Origin of the sequence: Terrimicrobium sacchariphilum, from assembly GCF_001613545.1 — a bacterium.
In the GTDB taxonomy this organism is placed as follows: domain Bacteria; phylum Verrucomicrobiota; class Verrucomicrobiia; order Chthoniobacterales; family Terrimicrobiaceae; genus Terrimicrobium; species Terrimicrobium sacchariphilum.
Genome location: NZ_BDCO01000002.1, coordinates 187968 through 207933, shown reverse-complemented (window position 1 = coordinate 207933; position 19966 = coordinate 187968). Strand labels below are relative to the sequence as shown.

Sequence of the window (19966 nt, the reverse complement as noted above, 5' to 3'; positions counted from 1 at the left end):
TCAGGACTCTTTGGTATTGCCTCCACCAAGGCGGGATTCGAAGAACTGGTACAACACCGGCAGCACGACCAACGTGAGAAAGGTCGAGCTGATGATGCCTCCGATAACGACAGTGGCCAGCGGCCTCTGCACCTCCGCACCTGCGCCATGACCGAGCGCCATCGGCAGGAAGCCAAGGCTCGCCACCATCGCAGTCATCATCACAGGTCGCAGTCGCGTGAGCGAACCCACCACCACCGCGTCAAACAGGGACTCCCCCGCCTCACGGAGCTGGTTGTAATAGCTCACCATCATCAGGCCATTGAGCACCGCCACGCCGGACAAGGCAATAAACCCGACTCCCGCGCTGATGCTGAATGGCATGCCACGCGCCCACAGGGCAAAGATGCCGCCCGTCACCGCCAGGGGTATGCCTGTGTAAATAAGCATCGCCTGCCGCAGGCTGCCAAAGGCCATGAAGATCAGCAGAAAAATCACCACCAGTGCCACCGGCACGATGATGCCGAGCCTCGACCGGGCTTCCTGGAGGTTCTTGAACTGTCCGCCAAACTCGACCGAGTATCCGGCAGGCAGCCGGACCATCTCCGCCACTTTCTTCTGCGCCTCCAGCACAAAGCTCTCCACGTCGCGCCCGCGCAGGTTGACCATGATGGCCGCGCGACGCTGGCCCATCTCCCGGGCGATTGTATTGACTTTCTCCTCCACTGAGAAATCCGCCACCTGCCCGAGCGTGACCAACCCGCCCTCCGAGGTGCGGAGCGGGAGCTTCTTCATCTCCTCGATCTTTGCCCGGAGATTTTCCGGCATCCGCACGACGATGGGATAACGGCGGTTGCCATCGATCACCATGCCAGGCTCGCCGCCCGCCATGGCATGCTCGACCGCGTCGTTGATCTCGCTGGCGTGCACATTGTATTTCGCCATGGCCGCTCGGTTTGGAGTCACCTCGAGGAGCGGCGCCTTGCCTAGCGCGTCAAACTCCACATCCGCCGCCCCCGGCACTTTCTCAAGGATCTCGCGTACCTCGCCGGCGATCTTCTCGATCTCTGCGTAATCATCGCCAAAGACCTTCACCGCGATATCGGCCCGCGTTCCCTCGAGGATCTCATTGAAGCGCATCTCGATCGGCTGGGAGAAAAGATACGCTTGCCCCGGCACCTGCACGCTGAGCTCGGCACTCATGCGATTGGCAAGGTCATCCTTGGTCGGGGTCCTGCCATCGACCTTCGGCCACTCCTCCAGTGGCTTGTAGAAGATGTATGTATCGGCGACGTTCACCCCCATCGGATCAGTCGCCACCTCCGCCGTGCCAATGCGGGAGAAGGTGTATGCAACACCCGGGAACTTCTCGAGGAGCACCCTTTCCGCCCGCTCCTGCATGCCGACAGAGGCATCGAGTCCGATGCTCGTCGTGCGGATCATGTGCGCCGCAAAGGACCCCTCGTCGAGCTGCGGAATGAACTCCGCCCCGAGCCGGCCAAAGATCAGCAGGGCGAGAACGAACAGCGCCACCGCGCCGCCCACCACCACCCAGCGCATCCGCAAGGCCCAGCGCAGCGTCGGCTCGTAAAGCCGCTTGAGAAAGCGGATGGCGAAGTTGTCCTCCTCGCTGATCCTGCCTCGCAGGAAGTACGAACAAAGCACCGGCATGAGCGTGAGCGAAAGAATCAGCGCCCCGATCAACGCATAGATGACCGTGAGGGCCATCGGCTTGAACATCTTGCCCTCCACACCCACCAGCGACAGGAGCGGGATGTAGACAATCGTGATGATCAGAACGCCAAAAAATGTCGGTCGACCGACCTCCTTCGCCGCCGCGAGCACGGTATGTATGCGCTCTTCCTTGTTCAGCAGCCTGCCCAGCTCATGCTGTCGGAGGCCGAGGCGCCGCACGATGTTTTCCACCATCACGACTGCGCCGTCGATGATGAGGCCGAAATCCACCGCCCCGAGGCTCATGAGGTTGCCCGAGAGCCTCGTCTCCACCATGCCGGTGATGGCAAAGAGAAACGACAGCGGGATCGCCGTCGAGACGATCAAGGCAGCGCGCCAGTTGCCCAGCAGGAGCAGCAGCACGACGACCACCAGGATGGCTCCCTCGAAGAGATTGCGCTCCACCGTCGCGATGGTCTGGTCCACGAGCGTCGTGCGGTCGTACACTGTCTTGATCTCCACTCCCGGCGGGAGCTTGCCCCGGACCTCCCGGATTTTGTCGTCGACCCGCTTCGCAATGATGCGGCTGTTCTCTCCCGAAAGCATCAGTGCCGCCCCCAAGACTGCCTCCTGGCCATTGTAGGTGGCAGACCCCGTGCGGATGTTTTTGCCGATTTCCACATCGGCGAGGTCTTTCACTCGGAGCGGCTCGGCTCCCGCGCGGAACTTGACCGGGATGTTGCCGATCTCCTCCGCTGACTGAACCCGCCCATTGGACCGGATCGCGATCTGCTCGCCACCGAGCTGGATCACGCTTCCGCCAGCATTCTCGACGTTCTCCCCGATGGTATCAGAGAGTTCCTTGAACGTGACGCCGCTACTCAGGAGCTTCTCCGGCTTGGGCAATATGACGATCTGCTTTTCGTAGCCTCCGGAGGCATTGACCTCCGCGATACCCGGGACACTGCGTAGCTGCGGCTTCACCACAAAGTCATGGATCAGTTTCAGCTCCATCAATTGCTCCGACCGCGTCTTGGGCTTGTCCACACCGTCGTAGCCCGGTGCGAAATCGACCACGTAATAATAGATCTCGCCCAGGCCCGTGGTTATGGGAGCAAGCTTCGGCGACACACCGCGAGGCAGTTCGTCGACCGCGTTTTGCAATCGCTCGCTCACCAACTGGCGGGCGCGATAAATATCCGTGCCCTCCTCAAAGACCAGAGTCAGTTGGGAGAGGCCAAACTTCGACAACGACCGCATCTCCGTCATGCCGGGTATGCCAAACATCTCCATCTCCAGCGGATAGGTGACCAGCTTTTCGATCTCCTCCGGGGCGAGGCCCTTGACCTCGCTGTTGATCTGGACCTGAATGTTTGTGATGTCCGGCACGGCATCAATGGGCAGCCTCGTGGCAGACCACAGCCCCGCTGCCAGCAGGGCGATTGCGCCCAGCAGCACAAAGACACGCTGGCGCAGGGAAAACTCGATAATTCGTTCGATCATTGGGTTAGTGCGAGTGGCCGCCTCCCTTGGTGGAGCGCAACTCGATCAAATAAAGGGTTTCAACTGGTTGGGTGGCCACGACATCACCGGCATACAAGCCGTCCGCGATCTCGATATAGTCCGCGGATTCCGCCCCGGTCGTCACGGGAGTGCGCAGGAGGAATCTGCCATTCTCGACAAAGACAAACTTCCCCGTTGCGGTCTCCAATACGGCAGCACGCGGGATGGCCACGACCGATGCAGCGCCTCCCGGCCGGGTCACCACCCCGGAGACGAACTCCCCGACGCGCAACAGCGCCTCGCTATCCGCAATCTCGAGGATCACCTCCTCGTTATTGACTGCGTCCCGCGATATGGACTCGACTTTCCATACTCGAGCGGAGAACTCTCCGCCACCCGTGCGCACGGAAGCCGGATCGCCCGTTTTCAATGAACTCGCCAGTCGCGGCGGCAGAAACGCCGTCGCGTAGGCCGATCCGGCCTGCTCGCGTCCCGGCCTCGACGGCTCCGATGCTGACCGGTAAACCTGAGCCTCGACCGCAACCGTCGGTGTCAGTTCCCGCTCCTCCGCCTCGGCGGTGGAAAGACCTATGGCCTTCCCTGTTTCCGGCATAAGCTGGATCCCCTTGCCCTCAGAGTATTTTGCTCCCTCCGCGCCGGATTCCCCATGATCATGGCCGCCGTGCGCCTCCTCGCTTTCTCCCTTCTGATGGCCCACAACTTTGGGTCCGCAGCCTGCAAGGGTCCATGCGTTCACAGCCACCAGTGCAAGAAGTACTGTCCTCCTCATCGTTTTGCTCCCTTGAGAGTTTCCAGCTGACCGCCGGTGAGGAGGCCGATGTCGAGCACCGCGCGCCACGCATCAAGGACGGCGTCCTGCGATGTTTGGAGCGAGTTCAGGTAGGCCGCCTGCGTATCGAGATAGAGCTGCGCCCCGATGGAGCCGTTGCGATACTGCGTCTCCGCCAGCGCGGAAGCCTCCTGCACACCGCCCAGCAACCCCAGAGGTATCATCGCGATCTGACGACGGGTGAGCTCATACGCCTTGATAAGCCCAAGCAGCTCCGCCTCGACCTCCCGCTCAGCCTTCACCCGCAGCGCCTCGGCAACGGCCATACGAGCCCTCGCACCCTGGATGTTGCCAATGTTCCAGTCCCATACCGGCAGCGTCGCGGAGATCGCCCCTCCGAGATTCTGCTCCGTATCCCCAGCCACATCGCGACTGAAGAATGGACCGATCGCAAAATCCGGCGCGATATCGAGCCGGGTGGCCGTCAGTTCTCGTGCGGAGCGCTCCAGCTCCTTGCGTCGGATCTGCAAAAGCGGACTCCCACTCTGTGCGGCCAGAATCACCGCCGACCTGTCAAAGACAGCCGTCGGCGGGGCAAAAGACGAGGTAATACGAATCGGCAGGCTTTGCGGGCGTCCCAACAGAGCGTTGATCCGCGTGCGCGCCCGTTCGGAACGAAGGGACGCCTCCTTGATCCTTGCTCCCAGCTCCACGAGACTCGCCTGGACCAGCCGGGACTCGAGTTGCAGCCTCGCACCAAAGTCCCCGCTCTCGCCCAGCTGCTCTGCAACCGCCCGCGACTGCTTATACACGCTCTCCGCCGCCCTCTCCGTCGATGCGGCGGCGAGATACTCGTAGCCCAGCAATCGCACCTGCGCTGCCAGCGACAGCCGGAACTGAGCAAGTCCCAGCTCGGCGATCTCGACATTCTTGTTGGCGATCGCCTTGCGCAGGGTCCCCTTGCCGGGAAACTCCAGCGTCTGCATCACGGTCAGGCTGAAAGTCGTTCCGCTTCCCTGGAGAATGTTCTCCGAGTCGCGAACCTCACGCCCTCCGAGCTCCACTGTCACTTCGGGATTCTTGAAAAACCCCGCCTGGGTACGTTGTCCCCTCGCAGCCAGTACCTCCGCCTCATAGGCTTTCAGTTCCGCATTATTCGCCAGAGCACGCGTCACCAGCCCGTCGATGGTATAGACAGTCCCTTCCTCGGCATGCGCCGAAAATGCGGCCAGCATCGCCATGCACCCCCACATCCCTCGTATTCGTCTCATGGGGTTTCCTTAGGAACCGTGGCTCGAGGGATGATACCGCACGATGATCCGGGCCGCCTGCCGCGCCTCGGCCAGTGGGAAGCTCGCAACAAAGGGAGAGCGTCCGATCTTGCCATTGCCAGTACGCGGATGCCGGTAACTGATCGGCTCTCGCGCTTCCGCAATCAAGCGTCCGCGGGCATCGAGGAGCTGCACGTCAACATGGCTGAGGAGCGTGTTGCCAGGACGCTTGCGAATGCTGCCTGTGACGTAGAGTTTGTCTTTCGATTCCACCGCGCGAAAGCTCTTGAACTCGCTGGCCGTGGACCCCTGACTCTCGATCACCAGTGCCGAACTCGTATGAGGGAACACCGTCCCGGCGGAGGCGTTGTCCATGAAAAAGGTAAATGCTCCAGCGATCGCGGCAAGCGCAGCAACCCCGGGAACCCGGTATTTAAAACGATAATGTGTGTTCATGATTGTCCTGATAGCCGCGCGCCTACGGGCGCACGGAGGGTTGAATGAGGCCTGCGTGAAGACATGCAGGCGCGAGGCAGCGCCTCGGGGATTCAATTGCTCACGGGCACACTGCGCCCGCGAGGAATCAGGACAATTGCGGCGGATGATCGATCTCGCGCACAGGGGCGTCGAGAGCAGCCTCGTCGGAAATGCGCAACGGATCAGCCGTCAGCGCGACATAAAGAGCCGAGTCCGCATCGGACAAGGCCAGGGACAAATGCACATGGGCATGGCAGCCAGAGTGTTCCGCCGGGCAGCTTCCACTTTCTCCGGAGTCTGCACATTGCACCTCCACTGCATGATCGTCCGCGCAGAAAATCTCCGTCGTGGCATGAGCCATCTGACCCACCACGACAAAGAGGAGGGCCATGGCCCAAAAAATTCCGGCGAATTTGCGGCAAACGCTCATCAGTGATCTCCCTATTCCCCGCAACCACGCCGTTTGTCAAACGGAAATGGATTCCTGCCTCACCGACCGAATGAAAATCTCTCGTGCGCCATGCGGTACTTCTGCGGCGTCGTTCCGAGCTGCCGCTGGAAAACCCGGTAGAATGTCTCGATATTGGCAAAGCCGCACTCGGCAGCAATAGCCTTGATCGTTTGCCGCGTGCCCGTCAGCCGATACCTTGCCTCCTGAATACGCCGGGCCAGGACAAATTGATGCGGCGTCTGTCCGAAATGTTCCCGGAAGAGAGCATGCAGATGTGCCTCGCTCAATCCCGCCGCCCTCGCGATCGTCCGCACCGAGAGGTCGGCCCTCATGTATCCCGCCTCGATGAAAGCCAGCGCCGCACGCATGCTTGGCGGGATTTCCGGACCGGTATTGCCTACCTCCGCAAGATGCGCCTCCCAGATCAGCCGCGACCACGCGCTTTCACACAGGATACTCCGGTCGACAGACTCACTGTGGTACGCTACCAGGAACTCCCTCCCGATTTCCGTCGCCTTCTGAATATCAGGCAATACGGAAAGGCGGGGCACGGGACGCGGAGTACCTGTGGGAATGGCAAGGTCAAAGACATAGCACTTGTAAGGCGCCTCGGGAGACGTCCGGTAAATCGTATCCTCTCCCTCAATGTGCCAGAACATCGCACCGGCTCCAAGCCGCAGCTCCCGGGTGCCAACGTCAAACCGCACAACCCCGCCCACAACCAATTCCACAAGATGAAAGCCCGCTTCTATCCGGTAAGGACGCACTTCGTCTACAGCGGGAGCCTCATAATACCCCATCTCGATTCCGGTCGGCCGTTGGGAGGGGATCTTCATATCAATGGGGATTTTGTAAAAGAATCAGAGAAATCGTCAATTTCACTCTCCTGATCCCTGTGACATACTCCTTCAATCCTTATCAGGACAAACTCCATTCCATAGAAATCGTTAATTCCTCCTCCTTATGTCGAACACCCTCAAACCCATTTCCGTTCAGCTCTACACTCTCCGGGACGAAGCTGCGAAAGACTTCCCGGCCGTCCTGCGCCGCCTCGCCGAGATCGGCTACAAGGGCGTGGAGCCCGCCGGTTTCTTCAACTTCACCCCGAAGGATTTCCGCGCCTATGTCGAGGATCTCGGCATGGTGGTCTCCTCCACGCACAGCCCGTGGGCACGTATTGACAATACCCAGGAGGTGATCGATATCTGCGGCATCCTCGGCGTTGACATGGTCGCGGGCGGCTATGGCACAAAGGAATTTGCCACACTCGAGGATATCCGCCGCACCGCCGACGAGGTCGCCGAGATCAATGCCAAGCTCAAGGCTGGCGGCCTCACCCTCACCCTGCACAATCACGCCTGGGAGTTTGAAAAAATCGACGGTCGCATCAAGTACGACATCTTCGCCGAGCTTTGCCCCGACGTTCATTTCGAACTCGATACCTACTGGGCCGCCAATTTCGGAGAAAACGACGCCGCCGAGATGGTGCGCCGCTTCGGTGATCGCTCGCCACTGCTCCACATCAAAGACGGCCCATTCGTTCGTCCCGAGTCCCGCTACAACGAGGAGACTTCCCAACTGGAAGTCCTCAATGCCGACGACGCCGCCCTCCTGCCGGTAGGATCTGGCAAGAACGACATTAAGGGTATCATCGCCGCGATGAATCCCGCCGTCACCCAATGGCTCGTGGTCGAGCAGGACAACAGCAAGACCGACATGTTTGAGTGCGTCGAGTCGAGCTATCGTTATCTCATCAGCAACGGCCTTGCCGCCGGCAACCGCTAGCCCTTTGTTCACCCATGAAATCTCTTCTCGACAACGTACGGCCCGTCCGCGTCGGCATTATCGGCTGCGGCAACATCTTTGGCGCCTACGCCAAGGGATGTCAGCTTTTCCGTATCCTCGAGCTCAAAGCCTGCGCCGACCTCAACCCGGATACCGCGCAGGCACGCGCCGACGAATTCGGAATCAAGGCCCTGACGATTCCCGAACTGCTCGCTGATCCTGAGATCGACATCGTGATCAATCTCACCATTCCTCAGGCCCATGCCCAGGTCACCCTGGACATCCTGCGCGCTGGAAAACACGCCTACAGCGAGAAACCGCTCGGCGTCACCCTCGAGGAGGCTCGCTCCATCATTGCGGAGGCCGACCAGCGCGGTCTCCGCGTCGGTTGTGCTCCCGACACCTTCCTCGGCGCCGGCTACCAAACCGTCCGCAAGATCATCGACGATGGCTTCGTCGGCCGTCCGCTCGCCGGCACGGCATTCATGCTCTCGTCCGGTCCAGAGAGCTGGCATCCCAATCCCGGCTTCCTCTACCAGCGTGGAGCCGGCCCGCTCATGGATATGGGTCCGTACTACGTCACGGCGCTCATCCACCTGCTCGGCCCGGTGAAATCCGTCTGCGCCATCAATGGCAAGGCTCGCGAGCAACGCCTCGCCACCTGCAAGGAGCAGTTCGGCAAGTTCCTCCCCGCGGAGGTTCCGACGCACTACGCCGGCACGCTGCTCTTTGAAAGCGGCGCAGTCGTCTCGCTCGTCGTGAGCTTCGATGTCGTAGGCGGCAAGCATAACCCGATCGAGATTTACGGCACGGAAGGCAGCGTGATCGCTCCCGACCCGAATACCTTCGGCGGTGAGGTCGAGCTACTGCGTAAGAACTTCCCCGGCTGGGCAAAGATGCCGCTCACCTTCGATTATCAGGAAAACTCGCGCAGCATCGGCGTTGCCGACATGGCTCATGCCATCCAGTCCGGTCGTCCGCATCGCTGCGACGCGCGCCTCGCCCTACACTCGCTCGAGGTCATCAGCGCCTTTGAGACATCCTTCACGGAACGACGTTTCGTCGATCTTGTGAATCAGTGCGCTCAGCCAGCCCCGTTCCCATTGGGCATGACAAACTCCCTGCTCGACGCTTAATATCTCAAGCCTCATGCAGAAGCGTCGCGTGGAGTTTATCTCCCGCGGCGCTTTTTTGTGCCCTGGCATTGCCTCCGGCCTGCCATCGGTCGTTTACTGAGGGTTCCATGAAAAAAGTCGCCCCGAAGTTGGAACATCCGTTCCCGTTCGACCCGACCTACGGTTACGATCTCGACTCCCTGCTGCGTATTCCCCTCCCTGAGGAACCTGCCGATTTTCGCCATTTCTGGGAGGCCACCTACGCGGAAACCCGGGCCATCCCGCTGAGGTTGACGTCACGGGAAATACCCAGCCCCCGCGCGGAGTTCGAGCTCTACGAGGTGGAGTACGACTCTCTCGGCGGAGTCCGCATTGGCGCCTGGATCACTGTACCAAAGTCCGATCACCACCGCGGCGGCTGGGTCATCTATCACGGCTATGGCGGGCGTGGCGAACCAGACTTTGATTTGCCCGCACCGCTCGGTCCCGCCATTTTCCCCTGCGCGCGCGGCTTCAACCGCTCCTCCCATCCCGACATTCCTGGCGAGGCTGGCAACCATGTCGTCCATGGCATCACATCCCGCGAAACCTATATCCATCGCGGTTGCGTTGCCGACGCCTGGCAGGCGGCCTCAGTCCTCATCGAGATGTTTCCGGGCACGGCAGAAGACCTCCGGTACATGGGCGGCAGCTTCGGTGGCGGCATGGGAGCGCTCACGATCCCGTGGGACTCCCGTTTTCACAAAGCATACCTTGATATCCCGAGCTTCGGAAATCACCCCCTCCGCGTAGCCGTCCCATGTGCAGGCAGCGGAGCCGCCGTCCGGGAGTATTGGCTTGCCCGCCCGGAGGTGATGAAAGTGCTCTCGTATTTCGACGGGGCCACTGCCGCGCGCCATATTCGCATCCCCACTTTTGTCAGCCCGGCGCTGTTCGATCCCGCTGTCCCTCCGCAGGGCCAGTTTTCTATCTACAATGCCATCCCAGGGCCGAAGGAGCTCTACGTCCGCTCGGCCGCGCATTTTGCCTGCCGTTATGAGATCACCGAGGGAGAGGAACTCCACTCCCTGCTCGGCGAATGGTTTTCCAGGAATCACCCTGTACCATGAAGGAAAACCTTCTGCCTCTTCACCCAGGTGCCACGGAGGAGTTTCGCCAGCTTCTGGACGGCAATTCGTTCCGCCTCGAGCATATCATCTCCCATGGCGAATGCAGTCCTCCCGGTTTCTGGTACGACCAGGAGCAGGAGGAATGGGTGACCCTTTTACGGGGCGAGGCAACTCTCGCCTTTGATGATGGCGCCCGGCAAACCATGTCGCCCGGCGACGCCGTGTTGATTCCAGCCCATCGCCGCCATCGAGTCGAAAGCGTCTCGGTCGACGCGGTCTGGCTGGCCTTGCACTTCTCCCGTTGAGGGGAGGACGAGACATCAGGCGGCTGCGGGATTTCCGAGCCGCCTGATAAAAGTCTATTCCTGCTTGGCCTCGAGAGCCTTCACCCGGTCGTAAAGCTTCCGGATGTTGTGCAGGAGGACATAGTTCTCCTTGTACTCACGCATGGGCTTGGCAGGCAGGCCGACGAGAATCTCCTTGGGCGGCACGCTCTTCGTGATGCCGGCCATGGCGGTGACGATCGCTCCGTCACCGATCTCGATATGACCATTCACACCCACCTTGCCAGCGAGCGTGACGTGACTCCCCACCCGCACGCTGCCAGATATGCCGACATGGGCGCAGATGATGCTGTGTTTGCCAATGATGACGTTGTGCGCGATCTGGACGAGGTTGTCGATTTTGACCCCCTCCTGAATCCAGGTACGCCCAAACCGCGCCCGGTCAACCGTGCTGTTGGCACCGATTTCGACATCGCTATCGATTTGGACGATACCGGTCTGCGGGATTTTGACCTGCCGACCATCACGGAATTCATAACCAAAGCCATCTGACCCGATCACGACTCCGGGCTGGAGTATCACCCGGTCGCCGATCTGACAGCGATCACGGATCGTGACATTCGCCTGGATGAAGCACTGCTCGCCGATCGTCGTCTCATGCCCGATGTAGGCATTAGCCTGGATGATCGTGCCAGCGCCGATGCGGACGCCGGGTTCGATCACGACACCGGATTCGATCCGGACTCCTTCACCCAGCTGCGCATCGGATGCGACATGAGCCCCGGGATCTACTCCCGGAGGAAAGGTGATCGGCTTCGGGGCAAACTCCATCAGGAGGCGGGTAAACGCCTCCATCGGGCTGTCCACCCAGATACGGATGGCAGGAATTTCCTCACCAAAGCCGTGCGGAACGAGCACGGCTGTGGCGCGGGATTTGCGCAATGCCTTGAGATACTTGGGATTAGCGTAGAAGGAAAGATCCCCCTCATCAGCATCCGTCAGGGACGCTGCGCTTGTGATCAGCGTCTCCTGATTTTCGGGTGCGACCCAGCCTCCCAGGCGCTCGGCGATTTCGCGGAGCGAGAGCGAGGGCATGCCTTAGTTGGCAGCCGAGCCGGGTTTCGGTGCGTTCTTGTTCAGCGTCGTGATGATGTCGTTGCTGAAGTCGAGGTCGGCGCGCGAGTAGAGCACGATCGGGATCTGGCCCATGCTGGCACCGCTCTTGTCAAAGACGATGTCATAACCACCGGCTTTCACCTTGTCGTTCACCACAGCCATGATGTCGTCGATGATGTCCTTGCGCATGCGGAGGAACTGGTCCTGCAGCTGCTTCTCCTTGCCCTGGCGGAACTCACCGATCTGGCGGTCGAGGTCACGAGCCTCGGTGATCTTTTCGTCACGATCCTTGGTGGCCTTGTCCTTGCCATCCTTGCTCAGTTCGGGCTTTTCGATGTCCTTGTTGAGCTTGTTGATATCCTCCATGAGCTTCTTCAGGCCCTCGAGGCGCTGATCGAGCTCCTTCTTGGCATCAGCCCGCTGGCTGTTGATCTTCGTCTCGGCGTCCTTCGTCTTGTAGTAGGACGTGAAGACAGTGTTCATGTCCACGATGCCGACCTTGATCTGGGCATTGGCGGAGTTTGCGGCCACGCACATCGCAGCGGTTGCCAGGACGGTGGAGAGGATGAGTTTGCGCATAGGGTGTTTTTAACTGATTGGAGTTTAAATTCGACCGCCGAGGGCGCGGCTACGTTCAAAATTAAAACTGGTAGCCGATATTGAAGTTGAACTTGCCCGGAGGGCCATTCCACGTGTCGTGGATGACCGGATAACCGTAATCGACGCGGATCGGTCCGATCGGCAGGTCGAGTCGCAGGCCGATACCGATGTCTGCATTCACGTCCGATGTGCTGAAATCATACGCATCAGCATTCACGAAACCGGCGTCCGTAAAGACCGCACCGCGCACTCGCGACATGATCGGGAATGTCAACTCGAGCGTCATGTACCCGAGCGACTGACCACCGATCGGGTTGTCGTACTGGTCGACCGGACCCACCTCGCGGTAGTTGAAACCACGCAGATTGTTCGCGCCGCCGAGATAAAGTCGGTCAAAGATCGGCACTTCGTTGGACCCGCCCCAGGAATCCACCACGGCGAGTTCGCCCTTTACCGTGAAGATCATGTCCCACGGCAGCAGGAAGTACTTGGAAGCCTCGATCGACACCCCGTAGTCCTGCACGTCTCCACCAAGGCCGCCGCCCGCAATGAAGGTCGTAAACTCAACCAACTCGCCGCGTCGGGTGAGGAACAGGCTGTCGCGGGTGTCCCACGTCAGGCCGCCTGTGAAGGCGCTGCGGGTGTAAAGCCCGGCAGAGTCCTGAATGAACTGGCCGACATTGTCCGTATCGACGTCGAAGATATCGATGCCTTCGAGACGGTACTCGAGGCGTCCCGCCAGGGCGCGCCACAGCTGCTTGCGAGCCTGAATGGCGAAGCCGTAGTTGGACTGGTTGTACACCGAGGAGAGGAAGTTCGCCTCGCGGTAGTACGCCTCGCCGCCAACCGAGAGCTTGTAACCCATGAACCATGGCTCGGTGAGCGAAACGACGAAGTCTTTACGCTGCAAACCGTACTGGGCGCGAATGCGGAATCGCTGACCTCCGCCCACGAAGGTCGGCCAGTTGAAGAGATCGAAGTTGCTCTGCTGCAATTCGGCGAAACCGACCAGACTATCCGTCGTGCTGAAGCCCACGCCGAAGTTGAACGAACCCGTGCGCTTCTCATTGACGATCACATTCAGGTCTTTGCGTCCCGGAACGATCGTCTCAGTGGGCACCGTTTCCACCTTGTCAAAGTAGTTCAGGTTCTCCAACCGCTTGCGGCTCACGTCCACCAGCGTGGTGTCAAAGACATCGCCCGGCTTCACGGCCATCTCACGACGGATCACACGATCCTTCGTGCGGGTGTTGCCCTGGATGTTGACGAGGTTCACATAGCTCTGGAACTGCTCGTCGATGCGATAGGTCACGTCCACCGCACCCGGGCCAGCCGGGAGCACCTCGGGCATCGCGACCATGTCGACGTAGCCGCGAGCGCCGTAGAAATCACGCAGGAGTTTGAGATCATCGCCCATTCCCTTGGGGGTGAAGAGCGAGCCATTCTGCATCGAGAGGCGGGCCTTCAGATCCTCCGTCGGGACGATATTTACGCCCTCGAGCTTGAGGTTGTTCACGCGATACTGGATACCTTCGACGATCGTGATATTCAGCTCCACGCCATCGCTTTCCAGCGGAACCGTTTGGAAATCCTGCACCTGCACATCCGCAAAACCGCGGTTCTGATAAAGAGTGCGGATTGCGACCTTGTCCTCTTCCATCTGCGCCGGAAGGAGGCGACCGCTCTTGTTGAAGAACGAAAGGATGTTCCAGGTCTTGGTCTTCATCACCTTGAGCAGGTCGCGCGGCAGCACGCTGTCGTTGCCGATGAAGTTGATGCGGCGTACCACGAGGCGAGGGCCTTCGGTGATCTGGAAAATGACGCGCACGCGATTGGAATTCGCGATCTCCTGCACCCGAAACTGCACCTGCACGTCGGAGTAAAAACGGTCCTCGTAGATCTTGAGGATTTTCTGGCGGTCCGACTCCAGCTTTTCCTCGCTCAGCACGTCGCCCACCTTGGTGGAAACTTCCCGGCGCACGCGATTCATGGAAAGCTGCTCGGCACCCTCGATCACAACCTCCTCAATGACGGGGCGACCCTGCAGGAGCACCGTCACCTTCACGCCGTCCGCAGCCGGCTCGGCAAACATACGCACGTTGGCCACGCCGCCCGTCGCATACAGGGCGCGGATGTCGGACTCCACGGCACGCTCGCTGTACGGCTCTCCGACCTTGGTCGCCAGGTTATCACGCACTCGCTGTTCGCTGATGGCCGGCGGACCGACATATTCAACGGCGATTTCGCGAATGATGGGACCGGTCTGTTCCTGCGCCTTCAAGACAGGGGCAAGCGCGAACAGGATGGCAACCGCCACCAGACAGTGAATATGTCGGAAAAATCTCATGGGCAAAGGCAACCTGCCCAAGGCCTCATCGACTTTGGGCAAGTCCGTTAGCACTTGCGGAATGGGGCCACTCCGTCAAGGAAGAAGGTGTCCCGATCCCGCCAAATCCCCACCACAGCCATCGGTGAATCCAATGATGACCCCGTCCGAATGGGACCTGCATCGACGAACGCTCGCTGTTTACCATCCCGTATCTCGCGGGAAACAGCGCAATCTTTGGCGGAAACTTGCCCAAGGTTCCGTGGTTGGATATCGTCTATGAGGTCTATGCTCCTCCGATTTGCCCTGCTTGTGATGGTTGTCTTTGTACTGGCGGGATGTGTGGCCACTCCCCAAGGGAGAAAATTCGATCCCTGGCAGGGTGCTGTGAATACCGATCGCCAGATCGGCGAGTGGATCAACAGCCAGAACAATTAGGTCCCCTGACCTCTCAAGCCACCGCGAGATTCAGTGTCCGCTGACCGGGCTGAATCTCGAAAAGCACCGGCACATCGGTCAGTTCCCGCAGGAGAGCGGCGTTCGTGCGTTCGGAAATCGTCTCTGGGGGATGCAGGTGGTTGATGATCAGTCCCGCACACGTGAACCCACGGGTTCGGACGCTCTCGATGGTGAGAAGCGTGTGATTGATGCATCCCAACCGGTTGGCCACCACAATCACCACCGGCAAATCAAAGATCGCCGCAAACTCCGCACCTCCGAGTCCCTCCGCCACGGGGACCAGCCAACCGCCGACCCCCTCGACCAGCAACGATTTCCGGCTCTGTCGGAGAGCGGTGTACCAATCTCGGAGATTCGCCCTCTCAATGGTTCGCCCTTCCTCGCGAGCCGCCACCAGGGGCGCAGCGGGAGCATCGAACCAGAGTGGGTTGATGGCATCGAGGGGCAACTCCCCTCCGATCGCATTGCGCAGAGACTCTGCATCCTCACGATCACCGCAGCTGATCGGTTTCAGCGCCACGGTATCCAACCCCGCCGAACGCAACGCTCGAGTGAGCAGGGCCGTAACATAAGTTTTGCCGACGCCGGTATCCGTGCCGGTGATGAAGTAGTTCACTTCTGAGCGTTCTCGATGGCCTCGAGGAAAACTTTTTCCAAAGTGCGCTGCGGTTTGCGGGTTTCCACCAGCTTTGCACCGGATTCCGCGACGAGGCGGGCGATTTTGTCCTGCAAACCATCGGGCGCGTTCTCGACCAGGTACTCGGTCTGACCGCCCACCGTGATGAGGTCCGTGAGGCTTCCCTCGCGCAGCATCACTCCTCTCGACATGATTCCGACCCGGTCGCAAACTTCCTGCACCTGCTCCAGGAGATGGGAGGTGAGGAGGACCGTCTTGCCTCGCCGTTTCATTTCCAGGATGAGGTCCCGGATCTGCCGGGAACCCAGAGGATCGACACCCGCGGTGGGTTCGTCGAGGACGAGGAGCCGCGGGTCCTGCACGAGCGCCTGGGCGAGGCCGATGCGCTGAAGCATGCCCTTCGAAAATCCTCCGACCCGGCGATGGCGCGCATCCTCGAGACCGACGAGTTCCAACAACTCGCCGATCTTGCTGGTCAACGCCTTGCCTCCCAACCCGCAGATCTTGCCGTAAAAGCGAATCGTCTCCTCGGCAGTCAGGAATTTGTAAAAATATGGGTTCTCCGGCAGGAAGCCGACATCCCGGTGGCTGTGATAATCGCGGCTATCCTCGCCGAAAATCTCCGTCTTGCCGTGAGTCGCCGTGACGAGGCCGAGCAGGATCTTCAGCGTCGTACTTTTGCCGGAACCATTGGGACCCAGCAGCCCGTATACCTGTCCCTCAGGCACATCGAGATTCAAGTCCTTCACCGCGACGACCTTCTGTCGGCGAAGATGGACGGGATACAACTTGGTGAGGCCGGTGATTCGTACGGCGGGGGTGCTCATGAGATGATCTGGAATCCTTTAAATGCGTTGGGCAGGGCGATTTTTTCGCGTTGTTCCGTCGTGATGTGCCCCGACAGGACACTATCGCGGATGTCGGTCAAAAAGGCATTCACTTCCTCATCGTCTCCGCTCACCTGCAATTCGACCCGACCGTCTGGAAGGTTCCGCACGAGGCCGGTGACGTCGTAGCCTTGCGCGATTTTCCGCGCGGTCCAACGGAACCCGACGCCTTGCACGCGGCCCTCGTAAAAAACTCGCGTCGCGTTCATTTGCGAATCTGCCCGTCGCCGCGGATCACGTATTTGTAGGTGGTCAGTTCGTCGAGACCCATCGGACCGCGAGCATGGAGTTTGTCGGTACTGATGCCGATCTCGGCTCCAAAACCGAACTCCCCGCCATCGGTGAATCGCGTCGAGGCATTCCAATATACCGTGGCCGAATCCACCTCGTTGAGGAACTGCTCAGCGGCAGCCGTATCAGCCGTCACGATGGCGTCGCTGTGGTGCGAGCCGTATTTTTCGATGTGTTCGATGGCCTCGGCGAGATCGTCGACAACCTTCACGGAAATAATCAGATCGAGGTACTCCGCCGTCCAGTCCTCCTCGGTCGCAGGCTGGGATTTGCCGTTCAGGATGGCTCGAGTCGCCTCGTCGCCGCGAATCTCCACGCCTTTGGCGATGAGTTCCGCGCCGGCTTTTTCGAGAAACAGTTGAGCCACCGCGCGGTGAACCAGCAGCGTCTCGACGGCATTGCACACACCGGGGCGCTGAACCTTGCCGTTGATCGTGATCTCGGTCGCCATGTCGAGGTCGGCATCCTGGTCGACATACACATGGCAGACGCCATGGTAGTGCTTGATCACCGGCATACGGGCATGGCTCACGACCGTCTCAATGAGCTGATGACCTCCCCGGGGCACGATGAGATCGATGTAGCGATCCATCTCCGCCATGAGGCGCACCGCATCTCGGTCCGTGGTGGGAATGAGTTGCACGGCATCCGCGGGCAGACCATGGGCGCTGCCGCCCGCCTGCATGGCCTCGGCAATGGCGAGGTTGGAGTTGATCGCCTCGGAGCCTCCGCGCAGGATCACGGCATTGCCCGTCTTCAGGCAGAGCACCGCGGCGTCGCTCGTCACGTTGGGACGGGATTCGTAAATGATCCCGATCACTCCGATGGGAGTACGCACTTTATTGATTTGCAGCCCGTTGGGCCGGGTCCATCGGTCAATCGTCTTTCCGACAGGATCATCCAGTTCCGCCACGCTGCGGATGCCCTCCGCCATCGCGGTGATGCGTTCCTTGCTGAGGCGCAGGCGGTCGAGCATGGCCTTGCTCAGGCCGTTCTTCTCGGCTCGCTCCAGATCGCTCGCGTTGGCCTCGATAATGGCTGGGGCGCGCTCGACCAAGGCATCGGCGATTCCTCTCAGCGCGGCGTTCTTGGCGTCGGCGGAGAGCTTGGCGAGTTCACGGGAGGCTGCGCGAGCCTTGCGCCCGATTTCCGTTATCTGATCCTGCAATGTCATTGGGTAAGAGAGACGGGATCATACGCGATCCCGTGCGCCTCCGCCACCGCTTTGCACGTGAGCTTTCCATCCTGGATCTCGATGCCATGCAGCAGGCCCGGCTGGCGGTTCACCGCTTCAGCGAGGCTAAATTCCGCCAGTGTCTCGATATACCGGTACGTTGCATTCGTCAGGGCCTGGGTGGCCGTGCGGGCATAGGCTCCGGGCATGTTGGCCACGCAATAATGCACCACCCCCTCCTCAATGAAGGTCGGGTCATGGTGCGTCGTCGGGCGTGACGTCTCCACACAACCGCCCTGGTCTATGGCGATGTCCACGAGCACGCTGCCGGGTTTCATCATGCGGAGCATTTCGCGAGTAATCAGCTTGGGAGCCCGCGCCCCCGGCACGAGGACCGCGCCAATGAGGAGATCCACCGTAGGCAGCAACTCGATCAGGCTCGCCTCACTGGAAAACAGGGTGTGCGCCGGCCCCATCGTGATGTCGAGGAACCGCATGCGCTCGAGATCGACCTCGAGGATCGTCACATCGGCGCCGAGGCCGGTCGCCATGCGGGCAGCATTTACGCCACTCGTCCCGCCGCCGATCACGACCACCTTGCCCGGCAGTACACCGGGGACACCGCCGAGAAGCACTCCCTTGCCGTCATTGTGCTTGGCGAGAAAATATCCGCCAACCAGCACAGACATGCGCCCGGCGATTTCGCTCATGGGTTCGAGCAGCGGCAGGCGACGGTTTACCTCGACCGTCTCGTAGGCGATACAGGTCGCTTCGGTGGCCAGAAGCGCTTCCGTAAGCGGCTTGCTCGCAGCGAGATGCAGATAGGTAAAAAGGGTCTGCCCCTTGCGCAACAGTCCGTACTCAGACGGCAAGGGTTCCTTGACCTTTACGATCAGGTCGGCTCGGGCAAAGACCTCCTCGTGCGTCGCCACGATCTCGGCGCCTGCCTGTCGGTAATCGGCATCCTGGTAGCCGATGCCAGCTCCCGCGTTGGTTTCCACCACGACCCTATGTCCGCGTTTCACCAGTTGGTACGCGCCGGAAGGCACCAGCGCGACGCGGAATTCCTGTTCCTTGATCTCTTTGGGAACCCCGATAATCACGTAGTGATTATCTCCCTGAAAACCTAAAGCGACAAGTTCTTTGCCTTGGGTCCAAAATCAGATATTACCCGGTAACCGTATGGTTTCGCGCCAATGCGCTCTCGCTCTTAGCCTTGCCTGCAGCGTCGGTCTTCTCTTTGCCCAGGAACCGACGGACAAGGAATTGCAGGCTGCCTCCGACGAGTACATGCGCGATGAACTCGGCGTAAACGATATCACCACGCCGTCGATCGCTGGCATCCTCAAGGATCTCGGCAGCTTCCAGCCTCCCCTGGACATCATCGCTCAAAACAACCGCGATGCCCTCTTCGACAATCGGCTCCAGACTTCGCTGCACTTTGGCGCGCTCGTGGCCGATGGTTTCATGCTCACCATCGCAGAGCGTTCCGACGATGTGCAGGACATCGGTCGCGCCCTCATCCGCCAGGCCCGAGCTCTCGGCATCGGCGAGGGCATGACCAAGCGCAGCAAGAGCCTCCTCGAGTACAGCAGAAAAGGCGACTGGCAGGGCATGCGCGAGGAACTTGTCCGCACCCAGAGCGATGTGGAGCAGTCGATGCTCGATCTGCGGGACGAGCAGATGGCCCACATGATCAGTCTCGGCGGCTGGCTCCGGGGCTTCCAACTCGCCGCGAACAGCTGCGCCAGAAATTACAATCCCGACCGCGCCCGTATCCTCGGCCGCTCGGAGGTCATGGATTACTATCTGGACCGCCTCAATACGCTCCATCCCCGCCTGAAAAAGACTGAATTTGTCTCCACCCTCATCGCGAAGCTTACCGAACTGCGCGACCTCGCCGCCAGCAAGGGCGGTCAGCCGCCGACCGAAGCAGAGGTCAAACAGATGCGCACACTCGCCGATCAGATGGAAGCCATCGCCCTCGGCCCCGTGGATGACGAAGGTCGCATCGTGAAAAAAGCCGCGCCCTGATCCT

Annotated in this window: 20 protein-coding genes; 6 read left to right on the top strand and 14 right to left on the bottom strand. The window is 60.3% G+C overall.

Going from position 1 to position 19966, the window contains the following annotated elements; translation table 11 throughout:
• The 6 genes from TSACC_RS01715 to TSACC_RS01690 all read right to left on the bottom strand — a co-directional run bounded on the left by TSACC_RS01715 (position 1) and on the right by TSACC_RS01690 (position 6981).
• A complete protein-coding gene (locus TSACC_RS01715) occupies positions 1 to 3156 on the bottom strand; it encodes an efflux RND transporter permease subunit (protein ID WP_075077678.1) in 3156 nt (1051 codons plus the stop codon).
• 4 nt (positions 3157 to 3160) lie between these two features.
• Positions 3161 to 3946, bottom strand: coding sequence for an efflux RND transporter periplasmic adaptor subunit (locus tag TSACC_RS01710; RefSeq protein ID WP_153811201.1), 786 nt, complete (start codon positions 3944 to 3946; stop codon positions 3161 to 3163).
• Positions 3943 to 5217 (bottom strand): TolC family protein, encoded by a 1275-nt coding sequence (locus TSACC_RS01705; protein WP_084400115.1) that lies wholly within the window; start codon positions 5215 to 5217, stop codon positions 3943 to 3945. Before TSACC_RS01705 ends, TSACC_RS01710 begins: the two co-directional genes overlap by 4 nt.
• 9 nt (positions 5218 to 5226) lie before the next feature.
• Positions 5227 to 5673: a hypothetical protein gene (locus tag TSACC_RS01700; RefSeq protein WP_075077675.1), complete on the bottom strand. Its 447-nt coding sequence runs from the start codon at positions 5671 to 5673 to the stop codon at positions 5227 to 5229.
• 127 nt (positions 5674 to 5800) lie between these two features.
• The gene (locus tag TSACC_RS01695; RefSeq protein ID WP_153811200.1) at positions 5801 to 6085 is read right to left on the bottom strand and encodes a hypothetical protein; all 285 of its coding nucleotides are present in this window, start codon (positions 6083 to 6085) and stop codon (positions 5801 to 5803) included.
• Between the two features lie 98 nt (positions 6086 to 6183).
• Positions 6184 to 6981 carry an AraC family transcriptional regulator gene (locus tag TSACC_RS01690; protein WP_075077673.1) on the bottom strand — a complete coding sequence of 266 codons (798 nt, stop codon included), beginning with the start codon at positions 6979 to 6981 and terminating at the stop codon, positions 6184 to 6186.
• Positions 6982 to 7108: 127 nt separating this feature from the next.
• Here TSACC_RS01690 and TSACC_RS01685 point away from each other — a divergent pair, with 127 nt between their 5' ends.
• From TSACC_RS01685 to TSACC_RS01670, 4 genes are all read left to right on the top strand, one after another.
• The gene (locus TSACC_RS01685) at positions 7109 to 7930 is read left to right on the top strand and encodes a sugar phosphate isomerase/epimerase family protein (RefSeq protein ID WP_075077672.1); all 822 of its coding nucleotides are present in this window, start codon (positions 7109 to 7111) and stop codon (positions 7928 to 7930) included.
• 14 nt (positions 7931 to 7944) lie between these two features.
• Positions 7945 to 9066, top strand: coding sequence for a Gfo/Idh/MocA family protein (locus TSACC_RS01680; protein ID WP_075077671.1), 1122 nt, complete (start codon positions 7945 to 7947; stop codon positions 9064 to 9066).
• Between the two features lie 107 nt (positions 9067 to 9173).
• The gene (locus tag TSACC_RS01675) at positions 9174 to 10154 is read left to right on the top strand and encodes an acetylxylan esterase (RefSeq protein ID WP_075077670.1); all 981 of its coding nucleotides are present in this window, start codon (positions 9174 to 9176) and stop codon (positions 10152 to 10154) included.
• Positions 10151 to 10459: a cupin domain-containing protein gene (locus TSACC_RS01670; protein WP_075077669.1), complete on the top strand. Its 309-nt coding sequence runs from the start codon at positions 10151 to 10153 to the stop codon at positions 10457 to 10459. The genes TSACC_RS01675 and TSACC_RS01670 overlap by 4 nt, the downstream gene beginning before the upstream one ends.
• 54 nt (positions 10460 to 10513) lie before the next feature.
• Here TSACC_RS01670 and lpxD read toward each other — a convergent pair whose 3' ends face one another.
• From lpxD to bamA, 3 genes are all read right to left on the bottom strand, one after another.
• Complete coding sequence (gene lpxD / locus TSACC_RS01665; protein ID WP_075077668.1) at positions 10514 to 11533, bottom strand: UDP-3-O-(3-hydroxymyristoyl)glucosamine N-acyltransferase; 1020 nt, start codon at positions 11531 to 11533, stop codon at positions 10514 to 10516.
• A 3-nt stretch (positions 11534 to 11536) separates the two neighbouring features.
• Entirely contained in the window at positions 11537 to 12133 is a 597-nt protein-coding gene (locus tag TSACC_RS01660) for an OmpH/Skp family outer membrane protein (protein WP_075077667.1), read from the bottom strand.
• Between the two features lie 61 nt (positions 12134 to 12194).
• Positions 12195 to 14501 carry an outer membrane protein assembly factor BamA gene (gene bamA, locus TSACC_RS01655; protein ID WP_084400114.1) on the bottom strand — a complete coding sequence of 769 codons (2307 nt, stop codon included), beginning with the start codon at positions 14499 to 14501 and terminating at the stop codon, positions 12195 to 12197.
• A 267-nt stretch (positions 14502 to 14768) separates the two neighbouring features.
• Here bamA and TSACC_RS21585 point away from each other — a divergent pair, with 267 nt between their 5' ends.
• Entirely contained in the window at positions 14769 to 14918 is a 150-nt protein-coding gene (locus tag TSACC_RS21585) for a hypothetical protein (protein WP_153811199.1), read from the top strand.
• A gap of 13 nt (positions 14919 to 14931) precedes the next feature.
• Here TSACC_RS21585 and bioD read toward each other — a convergent pair whose 3' ends face one another.
• Genes bioD through ald form a run of 5 tightly spaced genes read right to left on the bottom strand, consistent with a single transcriptional unit; the run spans position 14932 to position 19031 of the window.
• The gene (gene bioD, locus TSACC_RS01650; RefSeq protein WP_075077666.1) at positions 14932 to 15555 is read right to left on the bottom strand and encodes a dethiobiotin synthase; all 624 of its coding nucleotides are present in this window, start codon (positions 15553 to 15555) and stop codon (positions 14932 to 14934) included.
• Positions 15552 to 16403 (bottom strand): ABC transporter ATP-binding protein, encoded by an 852-nt coding sequence (locus TSACC_RS01645; RefSeq protein ID WP_075077665.1) that lies wholly within the window; start codon positions 16401 to 16403, stop codon positions 15552 to 15554. The genes bioD and TSACC_RS01645 overlap by 4 nt, the downstream gene beginning before the upstream one ends.
• A complete protein-coding gene (locus tag TSACC_RS01640) occupies positions 16400 to 16672 on the bottom strand; it encodes an acylphosphatase (protein ID WP_075077664.1) in 273 nt (90 codons plus the stop codon). The genes TSACC_RS01645 and TSACC_RS01640 overlap by 4 nt, the downstream gene beginning before the upstream one ends.
• Entirely contained in the window at positions 16669 to 17928 is a 1260-nt protein-coding gene (locus TSACC_RS01635; RefSeq protein WP_075077663.1) for a glutamate-5-semialdehyde dehydrogenase, read from the bottom strand. Before TSACC_RS01635 ends, TSACC_RS01640 begins: the two co-directional genes overlap by 4 nt.
• Complete coding sequence (ald, locus tag TSACC_RS01630) at positions 17925 to 19031, bottom strand: alanine dehydrogenase (protein WP_075077662.1); 1107 nt, start codon at positions 19029 to 19031, stop codon at positions 17925 to 17927. The genes TSACC_RS01635 and ald overlap by 4 nt, the downstream gene beginning before the upstream one ends.
• A gap of 79 nt (positions 19032 to 19110) precedes the next feature.
• Here ald and TSACC_RS01625 point away from each other — a divergent pair, with 79 nt between their 5' ends.
• Positions 19111 to 19962 carry a hypothetical protein gene (locus tag TSACC_RS01625; RefSeq protein WP_075077661.1) on the top strand — a complete coding sequence of 284 codons (852 nt, stop codon included), beginning with the start codon at positions 19111 to 19113 and terminating at the stop codon, positions 19960 to 19962.
• Positions 19963 to 19966: the final 4 nt, after the last annotated feature.